The 19761-nt window shown below is 50.1% G+C and carries 18 protein-coding genes; 10 read left to right on the top strand and 8 right to left on the bottom strand.

Annotated elements, in window-relative coordinates:
* The first annotated feature begins 134 nt into the window (after positions 1-134).
* From JW499_RS11095 to JW499_RS23040, 3 genes are all read left to right on the top strand, one after another.
* A complete protein-coding gene (locus JW499_RS11095; protein ID WP_205210663.1) occupies positions 135-1985 on the top strand; it encodes an ATP-binding protein in 1851 nt (616 codons plus the stop codon).
* Positions 1986-2457: 472 nt separating this feature from the next.
* Positions 2458-3390 (top strand): group II intron reverse transcriptase/maturase, encoded by a 933-nt coding sequence (ltrA, locus tag JW499_RS11090; protein WP_205210662.1) that lies wholly within the window; start codon positions 2458-2460, stop codon positions 3388-3390.
* A gap of 30 nt (positions 3391-3420) precedes the next feature.
* Positions 3421-3573 carry a group II intron maturase-specific domain-containing protein gene (locus JW499_RS23040; protein ID WP_416135408.1) on the top strand — a complete coding sequence of 51 codons (153 nt, stop codon included), beginning with the start codon at positions 3421-3423 and terminating at the stop codon, positions 3571-3573.
* A 268-nt stretch (positions 3574-3841) separates the two neighbouring features.
* On the opposite strand, the gene JW499_RS11080 is transcribed toward JW499_RS23040, so the two are convergent.
* Both JW499_RS11080 and JW499_RS11075 read right to left on the bottom strand, forming a co-directional pair.
* Entirely contained in the window at positions 3842-4444 is a 603-nt protein-coding gene (locus tag JW499_RS11080; protein ID WP_205210660.1) for a response regulator transcription factor, read from the bottom strand.
* A 10-nt stretch (positions 4445-4454) separates the two neighbouring features.
* A complete protein-coding gene (locus JW499_RS11075; RefSeq protein ID WP_205210659.1) occupies positions 4455-5969 on the bottom strand; it encodes a PAS domain-containing sensor histidine kinase in 1515 nt (504 codons plus the stop codon).
* 223 nt (positions 5970-6192) lie between these two features.
* On the opposite strand from JW499_RS11075, the gene JW499_RS11070 reads away from it, so the two are divergent.
* On the top strand, positions 6193-7827 hold the full coding sequence (locus JW499_RS11070; RefSeq protein ID WP_205210658.1) for an acyl-CoA synthetase: 1635 nt from the start codon (positions 6193-6195) through the stop codon (positions 7825-7827).
* A gap of 85 nt (positions 7828-7912) precedes the next feature.
* On the opposite strand, the gene JW499_RS11065 is transcribed toward JW499_RS11070, so the two are convergent.
* Both JW499_RS11065 and JW499_RS11060 read right to left on the bottom strand, forming a co-directional pair.
* A complete protein-coding gene (locus JW499_RS11065; RefSeq protein ID WP_205210657.1) occupies positions 7913-8515 on the bottom strand; it encodes a CBS domain-containing protein in 603 nt (200 codons plus the stop codon).
* An 82-nt stretch (positions 8516-8597) separates the two neighbouring features.
* Positions 8598-10028: a M48 family metalloprotease gene (locus JW499_RS11060; RefSeq protein WP_205210656.1), complete on the bottom strand. Its 1431-nt coding sequence runs from the start codon at positions 10026-10028 to the stop codon at positions 8598-8600.
* A 120-nt stretch (positions 10029-10148) separates the two neighbouring features.
* Here JW499_RS11060 and JW499_RS11055 point away from each other — a divergent pair, with 120 nt between their 5' ends.
* Complete coding sequence (locus JW499_RS11055; RefSeq protein WP_205210655.1) at positions 10149-10385, top strand: sulfurtransferase TusA family protein; 237 nt, start codon at positions 10149-10151, stop codon at positions 10383-10385.
* 13 nt (positions 10386-10398) lie between these two features.
* Positions 10399-11478, top strand: coding sequence for an AI-2E family transporter (locus tag JW499_RS11050; RefSeq protein ID WP_205210654.1), 1080 nt, complete (start codon positions 10399-10401; stop codon positions 11476-11478).
* Between the two features lie 55 nt (positions 11479-11533).
* Here the strand turns inward: JW499_RS11050 and JW499_RS11045 are convergent, their stop codons facing one another.
* Positions 11534-12001 carry a peroxiredoxin gene (locus JW499_RS11045; protein ID WP_205210653.1) on the bottom strand — a complete coding sequence of 156 codons (468 nt, stop codon included), beginning with the start codon at positions 11999-12001 and terminating at the stop codon, positions 11534-11536.
* Positions 12002-12225: 224 nt separating this feature from the next.
* Here JW499_RS11045 and dapA point away from each other — a divergent pair, with 224 nt between their 5' ends.
* The 3 genes from dapA to JW499_RS11030 all read left to right on the top strand — a co-directional run bounded on the left by dapA (position 12226) and on the right by JW499_RS11030 (position 15584).
* Complete coding sequence (gene dapA, locus JW499_RS11040; RefSeq protein ID WP_205210744.1) at positions 12226-13101, top strand: 4-hydroxy-tetrahydrodipicolinate synthase; 876 nt, start codon at positions 12226-12228, stop codon at positions 13099-13101.
* An 18-nt stretch (positions 13102-13119) separates the two neighbouring features.
* The gene (gene bamC, locus JW499_RS11035; RefSeq protein WP_205210652.1) at positions 13120-14505 is read left to right on the top strand and encodes an outer membrane protein assembly factor BamC; all 1386 of its coding nucleotides are present in this window, start codon (positions 13120-13122) and stop codon (positions 14503-14505) included.
* Between the two features lie 125 nt (positions 14506-14630).
* Entirely contained in the window at positions 14631-15584 is a 954-nt protein-coding gene (locus JW499_RS11030) for a 2-hydroxyacid dehydrogenase (RefSeq protein ID WP_205210651.1), read from the top strand.
* 21 nt (positions 15585-15605) lie between these two features.
* On the opposite strand, the gene JW499_RS11025 is transcribed toward JW499_RS11030, so the two are convergent.
* Together JW499_RS11025 and rlmD are read right to left on the bottom strand one after the other, a co-directional pair.
* Positions 15606-16244, bottom strand: a complete 639-nt coding sequence (locus tag JW499_RS11025) for an RluA family pseudouridine synthase (RefSeq protein ID WP_232846357.1) — start codon at positions 16242-16244, stop codon at positions 15606-15608.
* Position 16245: 1 nt separating this feature from the next.
* Entirely contained in the window at positions 16246-17640 is a 1395-nt protein-coding gene (rlmD, locus tag JW499_RS11020; RefSeq protein WP_205210650.1) for a 23S rRNA (uracil(1939)-C(5))-methyltransferase RlmD, read from the bottom strand.
* A gap of 200 nt (positions 17641-17840) precedes the next feature.
* Here rlmD and JW499_RS11015 point away from each other — a divergent pair, with 200 nt between their 5' ends.
* Positions 17841-18824: a glycosyl transferase family protein gene (locus JW499_RS11015; RefSeq protein ID WP_205210649.1), complete on the top strand. Its 984-nt coding sequence runs from the start codon at positions 17841-17843 to the stop codon at positions 18822-18824.
* A 239-nt stretch (positions 18825-19063) separates the two neighbouring features.
* On the opposite strand, the gene JW499_RS11010 is transcribed toward JW499_RS11015, so the two are convergent.
* Positions 19064-19618 carry an Asp23/Gls24 family envelope stress response protein gene (locus JW499_RS11010; RefSeq protein ID WP_205210648.1) on the bottom strand — a complete coding sequence of 185 codons (555 nt, stop codon included), beginning with the start codon at positions 19616-19618 and terminating at the stop codon, positions 19064-19066.
* Positions 19619-19761 lie beyond the last annotated feature (143 nt).

Raw genomic sequence — 19761 nt, 5'->3', positions numbered from 1 at the left:
GAAATGAGAAGCAGGTATGAAACACATAACCAGGCCATGAAATTGACCTCAATACGCTGCGCTCCTTTCGTCAATTTATGGCAGCGTTAACACTCCAGCTCACACGAATCGAGCGTTGATTAAGGATTCAATGGATGAAACTAGAAAAAGTAAAAATAAAGAATTTCCGCTGCTATAGAGAAGAAATAACAATACCTTTAACTGACTTAACGGCTCTAATAGCAAAAAATGATGTAGGAAAGTCTTCTATCCTTGAAGCGCTAGATGCTTTCTTTAATGCTGACAAGCTAGAATCTGGCGATCGTTCCGCAGGCTCAAGAAATTCAGAAACTATAGAAATAACCTGTATTTTTAAAGAAATTCCAGATCAGTTAATAATAGATACAGACAACCTCATATCACCAGCAAATGAGTATCTTTTAAATACTGATGGCAAGCTCGAAGTTAAGAAGGTTTTCTCAGGTGCCGCACCAAAGTGTGAGGAAATTTTTATTCGTGCTTTTCATCCAACGGCTGAAAACTTTAACGACTTGTTTTCATTAACAGTCGCACAACTTAGAACAAGGGCTAGATCTCTAGGAGTTGATCTAGATGGAGTAAATGAAACCGTCAAATCTGCTTTGCGTCATGCTATTTGGCTAAGTGTTCCTGATGTCGATTTAGACAAGCAAGTAGTTGAGTTAGAAATAAAATCCAAAATTTGGAAACCTATTCAGAATATTCTTCCCCTTTTTCAACTATTCAAATCAGATCGTCCAAGCTCTGACCAAGACGCTGAAGCGCAAGACCCGATAAAATTTGCTATTAAGGAAGCTCTTAAACAAAAAGCAGGTGATCTCGAAACTATAGGTGAGTATGTAAAAAGACAGGTTGAAGAGGTCACTAGACTAACTATCGAAAAAATTAGAGAAATGGACCCTGACTTAGCGAGCCAGCTAAATCCGAACTTCTCTAGTTTCAATTGGAGCAAAGTGTTCTCAGTATCACTCACGAATGAAGATCAAATCCCTTTGAATAAGCGTGGTAGCGGAGTAAGACGGCTTTTCTTGATAAACTTTTTTAGAGCTAAAGCAGAGCAACTGGCAGATGAACGTGAAGTACAAGACGTAATCTTTGCTATTGAAGAACCAGAAACATCTCAGCACCCAAATAATCAACTTCTACTCCTTGATGCGATCAAAGAGTTAGCGCTTGAAGATTCAAGTCAAGTAATTTTTACAACTCACAACCCAATCCTTGCAGGTAGAGTTGATCGAGGATCAATTAGATTCATTGAGAAAGCAGCTGATGGAACGCGATTCTTAGCAGAAACTGATGATGACACTTTGCTAAGAATTAAGGAAAGTCTTGGGATTTTTGCAAACCACAACATTAAGGTCTTTGTTGGTGTTGAAGGGCCTAATGATATTGAGTACATCAGCGGGATATCTTCACGCTTATCACAAGAAGATCCTAATATTGTAGATTTGCGAAATGCTGAGCAGCAAGGAGAGTTGGTTTATATACCTATGGGCGGTTCGACTCTTGAGCTATGGACTAACAGGCTTGAAGGTCTTCAAGTTCCAGAAGTTCATGTATTAGATAGAGACAACCCACCACCAGCACCAGCTAAGTACCAAGATGCTGCTGATAGGGTAAATGCCCGTGGTGATAATTGTTGTTCATTAATTACAAATAGAAGAGAGATGGAAAATTACATTCATTTTGAAGCTATTAACGAAGAGTTCGGAATTCAGCTAAATGGGAACTTCCAACCTTTTGATGATGTACCCACTTCAGTGGCAAAGGCAGTTCATGAGGCTTCAGGTTCACCAATAGCTTGGGAAGATCTAGATGAGAAGAAGCAAAGTAAAAAAGAGAGCAAGGCAAAAAAACGTTTAAACCGTGGGGCCATTGAACACATGACTTTAAAGCGGCTTAATAATGTTGATGCAGACGGCGAGGTATTATCATGGATAAATACAATAAGCGCTCACTTGCAGTAGAAGTGTTAACAAGTCAAAGCACTCGGACGCAGCATAGCTGCGCCGGTGTTTGAAGCGTGTGTGCCAGGCATGGCTCTTAGCTAGCGAGGTGAAAGTCCTCGTATCAGGTATTCGCAGAGCCGAAGGTTAGCCAAAGGGCAAGGTTAGTTCCGCGAGGGACTGGCTGGAGGAAGCTCAAGGCAAAATCGCGGGGCGATGAACAAGAACCGGATATGAGGTGTGACATAAGTGGGGCCAGCGGGCAAGTGACTGCTAAGCCCTCCATCTGTATCTGGCTTATGTTTTATAAATCCGGCGTCTACGCGAGGAAAGTTAAGTGTCTTACCCTGGGAGGTCTGTACTGTGTTGAAGGAACAACTGATGCTGAAGCAATTCAGCATGAACGCAATACAGAAGTCAGCAGAGGGCATAGTAGGTATCACTCTCGATACCGAAGGCCTGAACATCGCCGGCATGGATAGAGTGTAAGAACATGGACATAGCACCTGACCGACCCTCAGACGAGTCATCGCCAACGGCGATGGGTGAAGCTCGTGTATCCGAAGCGCCCATCCAACTGCCAATCATCGAACCATCACTGATGGCGCAGGTACTGGATAGGAATAATCTGGCACGTGCGCTGAAACAGGTCAAACGCAACAAAGGCGCAGCGGGCGTCGACGGGATGACGACAGAACAACTATCGACCTACCTGCATGCCCACTGGCCGGACCTTAAGGAACGCCTGATCGACGGTCGCTACCGACCACAAGCGGTCAGACGGGTCGAGATACCAAAGGCCGATGGCAAAATGCGTAAACTGGGGATACCGACGGTCATTGATCGTTTTATCCAGCAGGCCATCGCTCAGATTATCAGCGACCTTTGGGAGCCGACCTTCCACCCCAACAGCTACGGCTTCAGGCCTCAGCGGAATGCTCAGCAAGCCGTGCGGCATGCCCAGGACACGATCGTGCACGGGAAGAGCTGGGTGATCGATCTGGACCTACAAGCGTTCTTTGACACCGTCAACCATGATCGGTTGATGGCGCGATTGAAAACACGCATCCAGGACCGGACGCTGCTGAAGCTGGTCAGGCGATATCTGACCAGCCCAATTCAGAAGGATGATGGACAAGCACTCGCGAATCGAGAGGGCGTACTGCAAGGTGGCCCGTTGTCGCCGGTACTGGCCAACATAGTATTGGACGAGCTGGACTGGGAACTGGAAAGACGAGGTCACCGCTTTAGCCAATACGCCGATGACTGCCAGATCTTTGTGGGCAGTCGTCGGGCGGCAGAGCGGATCAAAATAAGTGTACAGCGCTATATCGAAGACCACCTTCGGCTCAAGGTAAACGAAGATAAAAGCGCGGTAGACCGGCCCTGGAAACGGAGTTTCCTGGGATTTACTGTCAGTTCCTGACGTGGCAACAGGATCAAAGTAGCCGACAAGGTGCTGGTGAAACTGAAGCAGCGGATACGGGAACTGAGCCGCCGAACGAGAGGCCATCAACTGTTACATGTCATCGCAGACTTAAGGAAATACCTGCTTGGTTGGAAAGCGTACTTCGGCGTAGCCGAAGCTAAAGGGGTCAAAGCCCTTTAATTGGGAACTGGCCTACCGCGGACGTTATAGGGCAATGTAACTAAAGCTTATGAGCAATTATTCATGGGATGAAGCGTTAATGGATGTAGGGGCAATGGGTATTGTAAGCCTCTTACTATTATCAACAATTACGGCCATTAAACATGGTAAGTTGAGTAGCTTTTGCAGGCGGTTACCTATTGGCTAGTTGGGATTTCATATACACAGATACCTCTGTTGCAGAATAACGCTTAACCCCGCCCAGACAGAACTAAACAATCGCCCAGCGTTACAGCTGAGCTGACTGATTCACCAGTTCCGGCAGGCTTTCTGCCCGCATTTTACTCATCACCCGGGAGCGGTGCACTTCAACGGTTTTTGGACTGATGCCCAGCTCTTCGGCGATCTCGCGGTTGGCTTTGCCGCTGACAACCAGCGCCATCACCTCCCGTTCACGGCGGCTCAGGCTGTCGTAAAGCTTTCGAACCTGTTCCTGCTGCTGACGGTCGGCGAACATCTCATCGGCTTTTTTAAGCGCATTCTGCACCAGTGGGATCAGCACTTCATCGTCGAACGGTTTTTCCAGAAAGTCGATGGCACCGTTTTTCATGGCGGTGACCGCCATCGGAATATCACCATGGCCGCTGAGTACGATGATAGGCAAGCGGATATCCCGTTCCAGCATGATCTGCTGGAGTGCCAGCCCATTGATTTCCGGCATACGGACATCCAGTAGCATACAGCCCTTATCGCCTTTGTAATTGCTGAGAAAGTCCCGGGCTGAGGAGAAGCTCTGAACCGGCAGATCGTCACTTTCCAATAACCATTGCATCGAGTCGCGAAAGTCATCATCGTCATCAACAATAAAAACCGTTCCGTTATATCTCGTCATGTGTCAGGTCCTAACCTTTCGCTGGAATTTTAATATAAAACTGAGTGCCTGTTTTTCCGTCGCTTTCAGCCCATAGCTGTCCGCCATGAGCCTCGATGATCGTTCTCGAGATTGAGAGTCCCATGCCAAGTCCGGTCGACTTTGAGGTAAAGAACGGTTCAAACAACTTACTTAAAATCTCAGCACTGATGCCATTGGCATGATCTGCAACTGAAATATAGATGTAATCTTTTGCCTTACGGGTGCTTATGATAACGGGCCGATGAGTTTTTTCACAGTCGTTATACGCTTCGATTGCGTTGCGAATCAGATTGACCAGAACCTGTTCGATCTGAATTTTATCCGCCAGAATCGGCAGCTCTCCATACTCCAGTTCAAATTGAAACGTTGTGTTGTGGTCCAGCGCTTCCTGTTTGAGAAATTCGGCGATCTCCTGGCAGCTTTCATTGAGAGAGAACTCCATTCGCTGGTATTCGGTTTTTTTAACAAAACTGCGCATCCGTTTGACGATCTCTGCTGCCCGTTTGGCCTGTCGGGTGATCAGTTCCATCGATTTGCCAATCTCTTCGACGGTGGTGATTCGCCCCTCATCAATACGGCGCATTGAGCCCCGGCAATAATTGAGGATAGCGGCCAGCGGCTGGTTGATCTCATGGGCCAGTCCTGACGCCATCTCACCCACGGAGAGCAGGCGGGCGATATGAGCCATCTCCAGCTGATTGCGTTTCATCTCCTCTTCGGCTTTGCGGCGAAGGGTGATATCCCGGCCTATGATCGAGTAATACTCCACCTGCATATCATCGTTAAGGTTGCGGTGGGCAATAACCTCGCGGATCTCTGCGGTGCGGTCCCGTCCGGACGGCAGTTGCATTTTGATACTGCCATACCAGGTGCCATGAGCCGCAGCATGACTCAGGGCGTCCTGCACCAGCGTGGCAAAGATCCTCGGTTCAAACATCTGCTCCAGATAGAACACCATCGGATTCTCTTTTTCGGTACCGAGGGTGATGTAGGTGGCCTCGTTCATGTAGGTCAGTTGCATGGTTTTATGGTTGCAGAACATGATCATATCTGAGGACGCTTCTACCACCCGTGCCAGCCGGCGGGTCGCTTGTTGCGCCAGAGTCTGTTCGGTAACATCGCGGGAGACACAGACCACTTCGATCGGTTTGCCATCAGCGTCACGCAGGGTGCGGCTGGTGGTTTCCAGCCAGATATAGTGACCATTCTTATGTTTATAACGGAACACATTGGTATACATCCCTTTACGGTAACGTACTGAGTCTGAGCGTTTGATCAGGTTATCAGCATCTTCCGGGTGAAACAGATCATAGCCAGCAGTGCCGATCATCTCTTCCACGGTGTAGCCGAGCATTCGCTCAACCGCCGGGCTGACATCGAGAAATGTCCATTCCGGTGTGGGTGTGTGGCGGGAGATCATATCGGTGGACTGCTCTACCAGAAAGCGGGAGCGCTCTCCCTCATCCATTTCACTGATCGCTTTCAGTTCTTGTTCTATACTCATTGTTGCTCGCTGATAAGGGATAAACCCCTAAAAGATATTATCCGCTGTTGAGTCTGCTCTGCTTTTGACTTAAGACTAACTTGTTTAGTCAGGGTAATTACGTATTATATCCGATGCAATCAGGGTAAACCCTAGGCTGTGAGTATTTCGTAGCGGTTTTAAAAAATTATAATACTGCGCCTGCTGGCTGAACGTGACGCGGTATTCTTCAGGGCTAATGACTATGTCGACACATTCTAATCCGTATCAGTTCGGGCTGGACAAAAACAGCGCCAATTTCTCAGCGATGAGTCCGTTAAGTTTTCTTGAACGCTCCGCCTGGGTCTATCCAAATCACCTGGCGGTGGTGCATCAGCAAACCCGCCGCACCTGGGCAGAAACCTATAGCCGTTGCCGTCAGCTTGCCAGTGCGCTGAGTCAGAAGGGGATAGGTGAGGGGGATACGGTGGCAGTTATGGCACCGAACCTGCCTGAGTTGTTTGAAGCGCATTTCGGGGTGCCGATGTGTGGCGCAGTGCTGAATGCGCTGAATGTGCGTTTAGATGCTGAGGCGATCGCCTTTATCCTGCAGCATGGCGAGGCAAAGGTCGTGATGGTCGATCGGGAGTTCTCCGAAGTGATCGCTCAGGCACTTAAAATGATTCCCCATAAACCGCTGGTGATCGATATTGATGATCCTTATTACCAGGGGGGATCACTGATTGGTAGCTGCGATTATGAAGCTTTTATCGCCCAGGGAGATCCGCAGTTTGACTGGCAGATGCCGGATGATGAGTGGAATGCGATCAGTCTGAACTACACCTCTGGAACCACCGGCAACCCGAAAGGGGTGGTCTATCACCACCGGGGAGCCTATCTGAACGCGATGAGTAATATTGTCTGCTGGGATATGGGGCATCATCCGGTTTACCTCTGGACCCTGCCGATGTTCCACTGCAATGGCTGGTGTTTCCCCTGGAGCCTTGCGGCATCCGCGGGAGTCAGTGTCTGTCTGCGGCATGTAAGGGCTGATGATATTTATGCTGCGATTAAGCAGGAGAAGGTGAATCATTTCTGTGGTGCACCGATTGTGCTGAATATGTTGAATAACGCACCGGATGAGATGAAAGCGGGAATCAGTCACGCGGTTAAAGTGATGACGGCGGGGGCTGCGCCGCCGGCAGCGGTGATTCAGGGGATGGAAAAAATGGGCTTTACGGTTACCCATGTGTACGGGCTGACAGAGACCTATGGTCCGTCTGTGGTGTGTGAATGGCATCAGGAGTGGAATGATCGTACGGATGATGAGATCGCCCGTTTGAAATCCCGACAGGGGGTACGGGCGCCGATGCTGGATGGTCTGATGGTTGCCGATCCTGTGACGCTGGAGCCGGTTCCTCAGGATGGCCTGACGATGGGCGAGATTTTCATGCGTGGTAATCTGGTGATGAAAGGTTATTTGAAAAATCCCTCCACCACGGAAGAGAGCTTTTCCGGCGGCTGGTTCCATTCCGGCGATCTGGCGGTGTGGCACCCGGATGGTTATATCGAGATTAAAGACCGTTCCAAAGACATTATCATTTCCGGTGGCGAGAATATTTCCTCCATTGAGGTGGAAGATGTTCTGTACCGCAACAGTAGTGTGATGGAAGCGGCGGTAGTTGCCCGTGACGATGAAAAGTGGGGGGAGGTGCCCTGTGCCTTTGTCAGTCTGAAGGAGGGGGCCGAAGTGACCGAACAGGAGATTATCGATTTCTGCCGCGAAAATATGGCTAATTTCAAAGCACCGAAAAAAGTTGTTTTTGGTCCGCTCCCTAAAACCTCAACCGGTAAAATTCAGAAGTTTGTCTTGCGTGATAAAGCCAACTCTGATGAGTAGTAATATCACCGTTTCTGTTGCATAAAGCTAATAACGTTTAAAGAGACCTTCGGGTCTCTTTTTCATTTCTGCGGCAACAGGGAGATCAGCTCCAGACACTTAGCGGAGGGTCATTCGCGACCGCTGAAACGATACTCCTGGCGGTGACAATGCCAATGGTTGTGCCATAGTTGTCGACTACCGGAAGTGTTTCCAGATTATAATGATCCATCACCTGGGCCGCCCGGCGGATACTGGTGACAGGCTCTGCTGTGATCACATCGCCAGAGAGATAGTCTCTGACAGCAGAAATTTTCAGTAATCCCAGTGCTTCGCCCGTCTCGATCAGATGGCCGATGACTGAGTCGTAGGAGATCATCCCGATAATACAGTTCTGAGCATTGACTACGGGTAACTCATTAAAAGGACTTTGCTGTATCGCCAGAAGTGCTTGATAGGCGGGTTGCTCTGCAGGCAGGTTTGTAAATGCATCGCTCATCACCTCATAGAGGTGGTGAAGCTCATCTTTCGGTTGGGCATGGATCAGTTGCCGATAGGCATCCAGAGCTTTAGGTGTGACTCTGTGAGCTGTTTCGCTTTGCCGCTTGTGTTCATCTGTACTACGGTTCTGCGTTCCGGATCTGGCCCGGTACAGCGCTTCCAGCGTATCGTGGAAGGCCCGCCCGTTGGGGCTGTATACTGAGAACATAGGATTCCTCTACCACCAACTCTGATTCATTATCTAAGCGGGTTTACGGGGTGCTACCTGCTTCAGATCAGCCACTGCGGGTTCACAGCGAGTTTTTAATCTGATCCCTTATCGCTTCAGCTTCTTTTTTACGCTGTTCAAGCCGGGCGATATCACTGCTGGTCAGTTCATTTTCCCGTAGCGCGAAGTCTATCTGCCGCAGCGCTTTATCGGTTGCGCCGGTGAGCAGAAAATATTCGATACGGGCTTCGTGGACCCCCAGGGTATTGCCGGCCAGTCCCTGAGTCTCAGCCAGTTCATACCAGATGTAGCTATTGGTGGGGTATTTCTGGCTCAGGTCAGTGAGAATCCGGGCTGATTTTTTAAACTGGTTATTCGCCCTGAGTGCTTTGGCATATAGTTGACGAACCGGGTAGCTGTCGGGGTAGAGTTTGTTTAATAGCTCCAGCCGTTGTAAAGCTTTCTCCTGCTCCCCCGCTGCCAGTTCCAGCTCCGCATAACTCAGACGGATATAAAGGTGTTGACCTATAGTGTCCGGCAAACCGTCGAGAGCCTGTTGCGCCTGTTTATAGTCTCTGTTCTGTAACAGTGCCAATGCCAGACCGTATCGACTTATAGGGTTGCCGCTGGCACTCTCCTGATAGGTCTTGATCAGTTGTCTGAGATCGCTGGCATAATGCACCTCAACACGTTTTTTGATCAGTTGGAAATCGTAGCGCTGAGGCTTGAAAGCTGGACTTGGTAGCTGGCTGGCACGGTTTTCGGCATCGGCTATACGTGATTCGGTGACCGGATGGGTGAGCAGAAATTCCGGGGGTTTCTGGCCCAGAAAACGGCTGGAGCGCTGAATCCGGGAAAACATACGCGGCATCGCGTGGGGATCATAACCAGCGTTAACCAGATTGAGCATGCCGATACGGTCAGCTTCCTGCTCATTGCGGCGGGTAAAGTTTATACCGGCCTGCTGGCCTGCGGCCATCGATGAGGTAATCCCCGCCATACCCGCCTGCGCGTCGGCAGAGGCGACCAGAATGCTGGCCAGAATACCGGCCAGCATCAATGGCGTATTACGCCGGCTTTCCTCAAGCTGCTGGGCATAGTGCCGCTGTGACAGGTGAGCCAGCTCATGAGCGATAACCGACGCCAGCTCCTCCTCATCTTTTGCTCCCAGGAGTAATCCGGCATTGATACCGACGACGCCGCCAGGAACCGCAAAGGCATTGAGAACCGGACTGTCCAGAACGATCAGTTCGAGCCGGTGATCCTGTAGCTGACTGCTGGCAGCAATCTGCCACAACAGGCTGTCGATATAGTTTACGATTAGCGGGTCACCATATTCCGGTGCCCGGCCGCGCAGCAGTCGTGCCCAGGTACGGCCCAGCTGGAACTCCTGTTCGAGTGAGATTGTGCCTGAGCTACTGGCGATAACCGGCAGGTCATCGGCCTGAACAGGGGTGACCGGATTGAGTGCCAGGATACCTGCCAGCAGATAACATGAAAGTCCAGTTCGCAAATCGTTGATCCTTATACTAAGTTTCCACTGCAACAAAAACAGTTAAGCGTAATTGTGGATTATAATAACCCGGTTTTTGGTATATATTGCAGGCCTCTTATCTGTATCAGGAATAATTTCATGACTGAGACCCACTGGGATGAACAACTCGATGCCCGCGGCCTGAATTGCCCGCTGCCGCTGTTAAAAGCGAAGCAGGCATTACATAAGCTGGAGCCGGGTAAAGTCCTCAAAGTGGTCGCGACCGATGCCGGATCTCAGCGGGATTTCAAGGCGTTTGTCGATCAGTCAGACCACCAGATGCTGGAATCGTTCAGCAATGACGGTCAGTATACCTATATTATTCAGCGCGGCTAACAGGGAGCAGAGTGTGAGAAAAATTTTCAGCAAATGGATCGACAATTACTTCTCTAATGAGGAGGTAATGCTGTTGTTGGTGCTGCTGGCAGGCGCACTGGGAATCATCCTCTATCTGGGGCAGGCACTGACACCGGTGTTTACCAGTATTATTCTGGCTTTTCTGATGCAGGGGATGATTGTCTGGTTAAAAGAGCACAATGTTCCCCATCTGGCATCTGTACTGCTGGTGTTCACTCTGTTTATCAGTGTGCTGCTGTCGTTGCTGTTGTTTATTATGCCGCTGGCCTGGAAACAGTCGGTTAACCTGTTCAATGAGCTGCCGGGGATGGTGACGCAGGCCAAGAAGGTGCTGTTACTCTTGCCACAGCAATATCCGGATGTTTTCTCAGAACAGCAGATTACCCAGATTATCGATCTGGCAACCTCGGAGCTGAGAAAAGTGGGGCAGATGGTGGTGACTTACTCCCTCAACTCCATTACCGGATTGATTGCGCTGCTGATCTACGTTGTTCTGGTGCCGATCCTGGTGTTTTTCTTTCTTAAAGATGGCAGCAGCCTGGTGCGCTGGTGGGTCTCTTTTCTGCCGCAGAAGAAAGAGATGCTGACTCAGGTGTGGACCGAAATGGATCAACAGATCGCCAACTATGTCCGGGGTAAAGTGATCGAAATCGTTATTGTTGGCTCTGTGACCTATGTGGCGTTTGCCTTTCTGGGGATCAACTATGCGGCACTGCTGGGAATCATGGTCGGTCTGTCGGTGCTGATCCCCTATATCGGTGCGGCACTGGTGACGCTGCCGGTAGCGCTGATCGGTTTTTTTCAGTGGGGCTGGACCAATGAGTTCTGGTATCTGATGCTGGCCTACGGCATTATTCAGGCCCTCGATGGCAATGTATTGGTGCCATTGCTGTTCTCTGAAGCGGTGAACCTGCACCCTGTATCCATTATTATCGCGGTACTGGTATTTGGTAGTATCTGGGGCTTTTGGGGGGTGTTTTTTGCCATCCCGCTGGCAACCCTGATCAAAGCCATCCTCAATGCCTGGCCTAATAGCCACTCTTTTATTCAGGATGCCGGGCGGGATTCATAGCAGAGCAAAGCCGGCTGCAGGCCGGCTTATTTAATTGAGCAGGAGGTAGGCAGGGTCAGAGTGCCTTAGCTGCTTCCAGCACCTCAGCGACATGCCCTTTTACCTTGACCTTGCGCCATTCGTTTCGCAGTACTCCGTCCGCATCGATCAGGAAGGTGCTTCGCTCAATCCCCATATGTTCTTTGCCATAGAGCTTCTTCAATTTGATTACATCAAATAGTTTGCACAGCGTTTCATCGGGATCACTGATCAACTCGAAAGGAAACGCTTGTTTGGCTTTGAAATTTTCATGGGCGCGCAGGCTATCGCGGGAAACGCCGAAGATTTGGGTATTAGTCGCCTCAAACTGATTGTAAAGATCACGAAAATCCTGGCCTTCTGTGGTGCAGCCAGGGGTGCTGTCCTTCGGATAGAAGTAGATGACCACGTTGGAACCTTTCAGTTCTGACAGCGTCACAGAGGTATTGCTGGTGGCTATCGCGGTGAAGTCGGTTACGGGTTGATCAATCGTTGGCTGGCTCATATATTTTCCTTAAAAATCTGACTTAAAACTACGCTTATCTGACCGAGATCAGTTAGAATAATACGCTTTTTATACGATAACAGATTACACAGTTTTGGCAGCCCCTGAAAACATCGTTTTTCGAATATTCAGATTACGCTAACGTATTGAGCTTAAATGGGTTGAGCCGCAAATCGCAGGCAAGTACCATAGGCCATTCTGTATACCTCTTGATGGAGACCATGATGATTACTGGCAGCATTGTTGCTCTTGTTACCCCGATGAACTCTAACGGTGATGTCGACTGGGGCGCACTGGATAAACTGGTCGATTTTCATCTGGAGAAGGGCACCGACTCAATTGTCGCCGTAGGTACCAGTGGCGAATCTGCGACCCTGAGCTGTGATGAGCATTGCAAGGTAATCAAACGGGTGGTTGACCGTGTGGGAGGTGCTATTCCGGTTATTGCCGGTACCGGCGCGAACTCTACCCGGGAAGCGATTGAGTTAACTCAAGCGGCGAAAAAGGTTGGCGCTGATGCCTGTTTGCTGGTGACCCCGTACTACAATCGGCCAACCCAGGAAGGTTTGTATCTGCACTTTAAAGCCATTGCTGAAGCGGTTGATATCCCACAAATTCTTTATAACGTTCCTGGCCGTACCGCGTGCGATATGCTGCCAGAGACGGTGTTGAGATTGTCAGAGATCTCAAACATCGTGGGTATTAAAGAGGCTACGGGAAATCTTGAGCGCGCCAAAGCGTTGATAGAGGCGGCCCCCAAAGAATTCGCTATCTATTCCGGCGACGATGAAACAGCCGTTGAGCTGATGCTTCTGGGCGGTGATGGAAACATATCAGTGACCGCCAATGTCGCACCTGCGCAGATGGGTGAGTTATGCCGCCTGGCGATTGCTGGTGAGACCGAATCTGCCCGTGCACTGCAGGCGTCGCTGATGCCGCTTCACAAAGCGCTGTTTGTTGAGGCTAACCCGATTCCGGTGAAATGGGCTGTCGCTGAGATGGGGTTGATAGGGCAGGGTATTCGTTTACCCCTGACTGTTCTGTCTGAGCAATATCATAATCAGGTGCGTAATGCCCTGAAAGCCTGTGAAATTATCTGAAACTAACGGACGAGCATAATGAGAATAATTGCCTTGTTGCCTCTGGCAGCAGCTGTGTTGAGTGTTGCTGGATGTGGTTCATACTCAAACCCAATTTACGGCGAACATGGCCTTATCAACGACCGCAGCCAGAACTATGAAGAGGCAAAGGCTACCCAGCGGCTGGAGCTGCCTCCGGCGATTCAGAACCGTTCTAAAGCGATGCAGGATATTCTGGAGATACCGAGTGCCGGTCAGACAGCTTCCCAGAGAACTGCTGAGTTTGTTGTGCCCCGTCCTGAGTTTTTCTATGCGGATGCCGGTAATGGAACCGTCAACCTCAAACGTCAGGGGGATGAAAAAGTTCTGATTGTGGATGAACCCGTTGGCGATGTCTGGATTCAGTTGCAGGACTTCTGGCGTTTCAACAATGTCGCTCTGGCAAAATCTGCGCCTCGGGAAGGTGTCATGGAGACCGACTGGATCGATACTGCAGGTGAGGAGTTAAGCTTCGTCGATAGCATGATCAAGCATCTGACGTTCCAGGATATCGAGGGGCCTGTCAGTGACAAGCTGCGGGTATCAGTGCGTCCGGTGGCTGATAATTTTGACCGGACGACTATTTCAATGCAGCATATACGGGTTGCTCAGGAACAGAAAGACCAGCCGGTTAACTGGTCAGCGGATGCCGCCGATGTGGGTTATAAAACCGATATGATGTTTGAGATGCTGCGCTACCTGAGCAAATCAACCAGTAATGCCGGAAACAGTCTCAGCCTGCTTGAGATGAAGCGACAGCGTCATGATCTGCCACAGATGGGACGCGACTCCAAGGGCTTCCCTGCATTGAAGATTACGGTGCCGGTGGATCAGGCCTGGGCGCAGATCAACAGAGCGATCGATAAAACCACTCTGGATGTGGGTACCCGGGATCAGCAGACCGGTGTGATCTACCTGACCTACACTACTTCAACGCCGTTTGAAGATACCGAGAAAATGGGCTTCTTTGAGTGGCTGCACTCTGATCGTAAAGCGATCACTTTTAGCACTGGGCGTATAGGTGATGCGTTGGGGCTTGACGCCGATAAAGAAGCCAGTGGTGTTCCTTCGTACAGTTCAAAACAGTACAGTAAAGATGAAACTACCGATGTAGATCAGCAATATAGTGTTGATGATACAACGGACTTGGCGAGCCGCAAGGGATTCAAAATATGGTTTGATGGTAAAGTGATCTATATCTTCGGTGATAATCAGGATGGCGTCTATAATAATGAATCAGGGAAGTATGAACATGTTGGTCAGTACCAGCTGCATATGAACCGGACCTCTAATGGTGTGTTCCTGACGGTTAAGACTCCGGATGGCTACTCAGCGCCTGCGGTGATTGCTGATGAGATACTCTGGGAGATCAAAGAACAGATCTGATTTCAGAGCGACATAACAGGGGCCTTCTGAATAGCAGGCCCCTTTTTTATTTATTTTTTTGTTTTATTGAGCGTTTTAAGTGTTGTTCATCAGCATTTTTCTCGAAACGGTATAGGTGAATAGCTATGAAGGCAGTCTTTCTTGATCTGCACAGTCTGGATTGTGATGATCTGGATCTGGCCGCGCTGAAAGCGGAGTTCAGCCATTTTCATCCCTATCCGGCAACGGCACCGCAGCAGGTTGCCAAACGGATTGCTGGTGCCGATGTGGTGATTGTGAACAAAGTTGTACTGGACAGAGAGACCTTGTCTGCTGCCACACAGCTTAAGCATATCTGTATCGCCGCCACTGGCACGAATAATGTCGATCTGCAGGCGGCTTCAGAGCTGGGAATCACTGTGTCCAACTGCCAGGCCTATGGTACCGCTTCGGTGTCACAGCATGTTATGGCGCTGATGCTGGCGTTGCATACTAATCTGATTGCTTATAATGAGGCTGCCCGTGATGGTCGATGGGGCCGGGCGGAACAGTTTTGCCTGCTGGATTACCCGATTCAGGAACTCAGCGGTAAAACGCTGGGGATCGTGGGCTATGGCAATCTGGGGGCCGGGGTAGCGCAACTGGCGGGCGCATTTGGTATGAATGTCGTGGTCGCCCAGCGTGCCGGAGGTGATACGGTCGGTGGTCGCTTAGCGATGGAAGAGCTGCTGCCTCAGGTTGATGTCCTGAGTTTACACTGCCCGCTGACCGAGCAGACCCGCGACCTGATAGATGCTGATGCGATCGAGCAGATGAAAACCGGCGCTTTTCTGATCAATGCGTCCCGAGGCGGCATAGTGAATGAGGCTGATCTGGCTGATGCTTTGCGTCGCGGTAAGCTGGCCGGAGCGGCAACCGATGTACTGAGTGAGGAGCCCCCGGTCAATGGTAACCCGTTGCTGGCGGATGATATCCCCAATCTGATTATTACTCCCCACAGTGCCTGGGGCAGTATCCAGGCTCGCCAGCGGATAGTTGATCAGATGACCGAAACCATTGTTGCCCTGAAAGCTGGAGAGCTTATCCGGATGGTTAATTAGCCGGGAGAGAACAGCTGGGTTTCAGAAGGGCACTGGCGAGCTGAATGTTAGCGATTCACCGCTCACCGGATGGCTGAAGGTGAGAGAGCGGGCATGTAGCAACAGGCGTTCTGATCGCTCTATCTGACTGGGTGTGGCGTAGAAGCGATCTCCCAGAATCGGATGCCCGAGAAACTGCATATGTACTCGCAACTGGTGCGAACGACCGGTAATCGGTGTCAGTTCGACCCGGCAGGCATCGTCCAGCGGTTCGATTAAACGCCAGTGGGTTTGGGCGGATTTACCCTGTTGGTGATCGATTATCTGCAGGGGGCGGTTGTCCCAGTCGCAGCGTAGCGGCTGGTTAATAGTGCCGCTGTTCTTCGCTAGCTGTCCCGCCACCACCGCTTGATAAGATTTGCCTGTTTTGCGTTCCTGAAACTGAATACTCAGATGACGATGGCTGGCCGCGTTGAGTGCTAACACCATCACCCCCGAAGTTGCATAATCCAGTCGGTGGACGATTCGGGCAGTAGGGTAGTGTTGCTGAACCCTGCGCCACAGACAGTCCTGTTTATCTTCACCCCGTCCCGGAACGGACAGCAGGTCTGCTGCTTTGTTAACGACAACTATTTCACTATCAGCAAACAGAATATCCTGATCGTTTATTGCGATAGCCATTTCAGCGGCTGATCCCCTTGCCGGAAAACAGTTTCTTTTTCGGTGCTTTCTTCTTCCCTCTGACGAACAACGCCATCGATTCAATATGGTGAGTCTGGGGGAACATATCCATGACCAGGAAATTATTCAGCTGGTAACCCTGCTCACTGAGCAGCTTGCTGTCCCTTGCCAGCGCTCCGGGATTGCAGGAGATATAAAGTATCAGCTCGGGTCGCAGACGGCAGATCTGAGGTATCAGCGATGCTGCTCCCGTGCGGGGAGGGTCGAGAATGACCTTGTTATAGCTCTGCCTGAACCACTGCAACCCCTTCAGATCATCGGCCAGATTGGCGCAGAAAAACTGGCAGTTCTGCAACTGATTATGCAGTGCATTGCGCTGTGCCTGCTCTACCATTGTCAGGCTGCCCTCAATCCCTGTAACCGGGGCACCTGCGGCGGCTACCGGCAGGGAGAAGTTGCCCAGACCACAAAACAGATCGAGTACCTTGTCGTCTGGCTTCAGTTGCAGTAGCTGGCAGGCTTTATTGACCATCTGCTGATTGATTTCGGCGTTCACCTGAATAAAATCACCGGGGCGGAACGTCAGCTCCAATTGATCCAGTGCGTAACGGGTTAAGCCGCTGGCGTCCACTTGCGGATCTGAACCGATAACTTGCAGCTGCAGGCTCAGTTCATAATGTTCTGCCAAGGCAGTGAAAATCTGCAGATGCTGATCATTCAGTGGTTTTTTCAGTCTTAAGGACAGATAGCCACCCTGATCCCCCAGGTCAACATCAATCTGGGTGATATATTTGATATCGCCCGTGTCTCTGAGCGCCTCTCTGACCCGGCTAAATATATCACTGACCCGTTTATCCAATACCCTACAGCTATCGATCTGAGTCAACAGATGACTGCTTCTGCGGCGAAAGCCGACAATGGGTTCACCGTCAAAGAGCTGATTGATGCCGATTCGGGCACTGCGGCGATAGTGCCAGTGGCTGCCCGTTAGTGGTAAATCGATATGCTCTGGCTTTGTGTTGCCTATACGTTCGAGCTGTTCCAATACCTGAGTCTGTTTCAGGGCTAGCTGTTCGCTGTTTTCCAGGTGTTGCAGGTCGCAGCCCCCACATTGATGATAATGGGGGCAGGCAGGTTCTGTGCGATGGCTTGAAGCGGTGATAATCGAATCGGTATGCCCAGTATAAAACTTAGCTTTCTCTTCAGTGAGTCGTGCCAGAACCTGTTCTCCGGGCAGTGCATTGGCAATAAAGGCCGTTTTGCCCTGATAACGTCCAATTCCCTGGCCATCATGACTCAGAGCGTTAATGGTCAGCTCTACCGGTTCTGTGGGCAGGGGCTGTGTAGGCTTTCGTGCCGGGGGCTGTTTTATGGTACGGGAACTGTTCAGTTTCATGTGCTTCTCCTGACGAAGCGCGGATTCTACCAGTGCGGGGGCATTAAAGCATCCTGACCTGGGTGAAGGTACAGATTCTTATCGGCTATTCTGCTGTGCTTATCTCAGGATATAAATAGTTTTTCTGAGTAAGTGCTTCATCCAATGGCTGTTCAGGGTATAAAATTATTTAACTTCTATCTATTGGTCAGAGCAGTTTTATGTCACAGGAACATCCGTTTGCCCCCTTTGTACGCATTTTAGGAAAAGGAAAGCAGGGCTCCCGCTCGCTGAGTCAGGTTGAGGCCCGGGAAGCGATGGAGATGATTTTAGACGGCCAGGTTGAGCCTGAACAGCTCGGTGCCTTTCTGATGCTGTTGCGGGTGAAAGAGGAGTCCCCGGAAGAGCTGGCCGGATTTGTGGAAGCGGTACGACAGTGCTGCGGTGCACCCGGGACGTTACAGGTGGATCTCGACTGGTCCAGCTATGCGGGTAAAAAGCGTCAGTTGCCCTGGTTTATTCTGTCAGCACTGTTGCTGGCTCAGAACGGTGTAAAGATCTTTATGCACGGTGCCCGTGGTCATACACCGGGGCGTATCTATACCGAAGACTGTCTGCCACTGTTTGGTATCGGGCCATGTAACGACTGGAACGAGGTTGAAGCCGGAATCAGTCGCAGCAACTTTGCCTTTATGTCGATCAATACCCTGAGCCCGGAGATGGGCCGGATTGTCAATCTGCGTCCGATACTGGGGCTTCGGTCACCGGTGCATACACTCTGTCGTCTGCTGAACCCCTTGCTGGCAAAACATACCGTTGATGGTGTATTTCATCCCGCCTACGGCCCGATGCATCAGAAAACGGCTCAATTGTTGGGTGTTGAAAACGGCCTGACCATCAAGGGTGATGGCGGCGAAGCGGAAGTGAAACCAGATGATGAGTGCGATCTGCAATGGACCCGGGGCGACCAGTACAGCACCTCAGAATGGCCCCGCTACTACCCCCGCCGTCTGGTAAAGCAGGAGCTCGATACCCAGGATCTGTTACGCCTGTGGCGCGGTGAGATCGACCATGAATATGGTCAGGGCGCGGTTATCTCCACCCTGGCATTGGCGCTGAAGCTGCTGAATAAGGCGGATGAGCCGGATACCTGTTTTCGAATGGCAGAAACGATGTGGCAGGGCAGGGACCGGCAAGCGTTTTAAAAAAGCCTGTCAGAGCCTGATGCGTTGAATCACTTACTTCTGGCTCGCATTTTCGAGAGAAAATCGGGAAAGGGCAAAGGTTTACTCTTTGCCCTGAAAGAAGCCCTTAGCTTTAACAGCGATAAGCCGAATTGATTTTCTCATGTCATTATAAATCGATCCCCTATCCACCTCATTAAACAGATCTGTCATCTTTTTACTGTGCGGACCCGTATGCTGGGTGTTGTGGGGGCTGAGGGTTAGAGACCCTCGGCTACCCGATTATTACGTAGTTTACAAATAACTAGATAAGCAATACCAGATAACAAGCCTGTTAAGCCACCTAAATAACTGGCATTGTGCATAAAACCTACACGAACAAATTGTACGGGATTAGTTACGCCTGGCATTACCCATTGCATGTATCGTGATACTGTTTGTTCGTTGACCTGATAATAACCTAATGCAAGACCAGCTAAGCCGGTTAAAAGAGCTACAACTATTACAACTAAAAATGATTTGCTTAGATTGCTTGCCATCTGCTTCGGCGAATGGAACATGAAACCGAAAAAACCTAAGATAATAAAAACTAATACACCCATCCACCATGTAGCTAAGGCACCTACATATGCGGCTCCGAAACGTGGAGTTTCATACGCCCAAGGGATACCGAATTGCTTAAACTTGAATTGGGTAAAGTACTCTTCTGAAAATGTAAAACTTATTTGGTCGTGCAATATGCCATAAATTCCTGCTACGACCGCTGCGAAAATAAGCATTATAAAATAAACACCTATTTTTTGGATTATTCTCATACTTTCCCTACGTTATAATCGGGATAGGGAGGCACCTCACAGTGCCCCTCCTCCCACACCACCGGGCATACGGGTCACGTACCACGGCGGTTCATCTCCTCATCTATTATCACGCTGCCAACGATGGCAGCCCCAAGCCTTTA

Source organism: Amphritea pacifica (assembly GCF_016924145.1).
In the GTDB taxonomy this organism is placed as follows: domain Bacteria; phylum Pseudomonadota; class Gammaproteobacteria; order Pseudomonadales; family Balneatricaceae; genus Amphritea; species Amphritea pacifica.
Note: the sequence above shows the minus strand (reverse complement) of the source record. Positions and strands in the feature narration are given on the sequence as shown.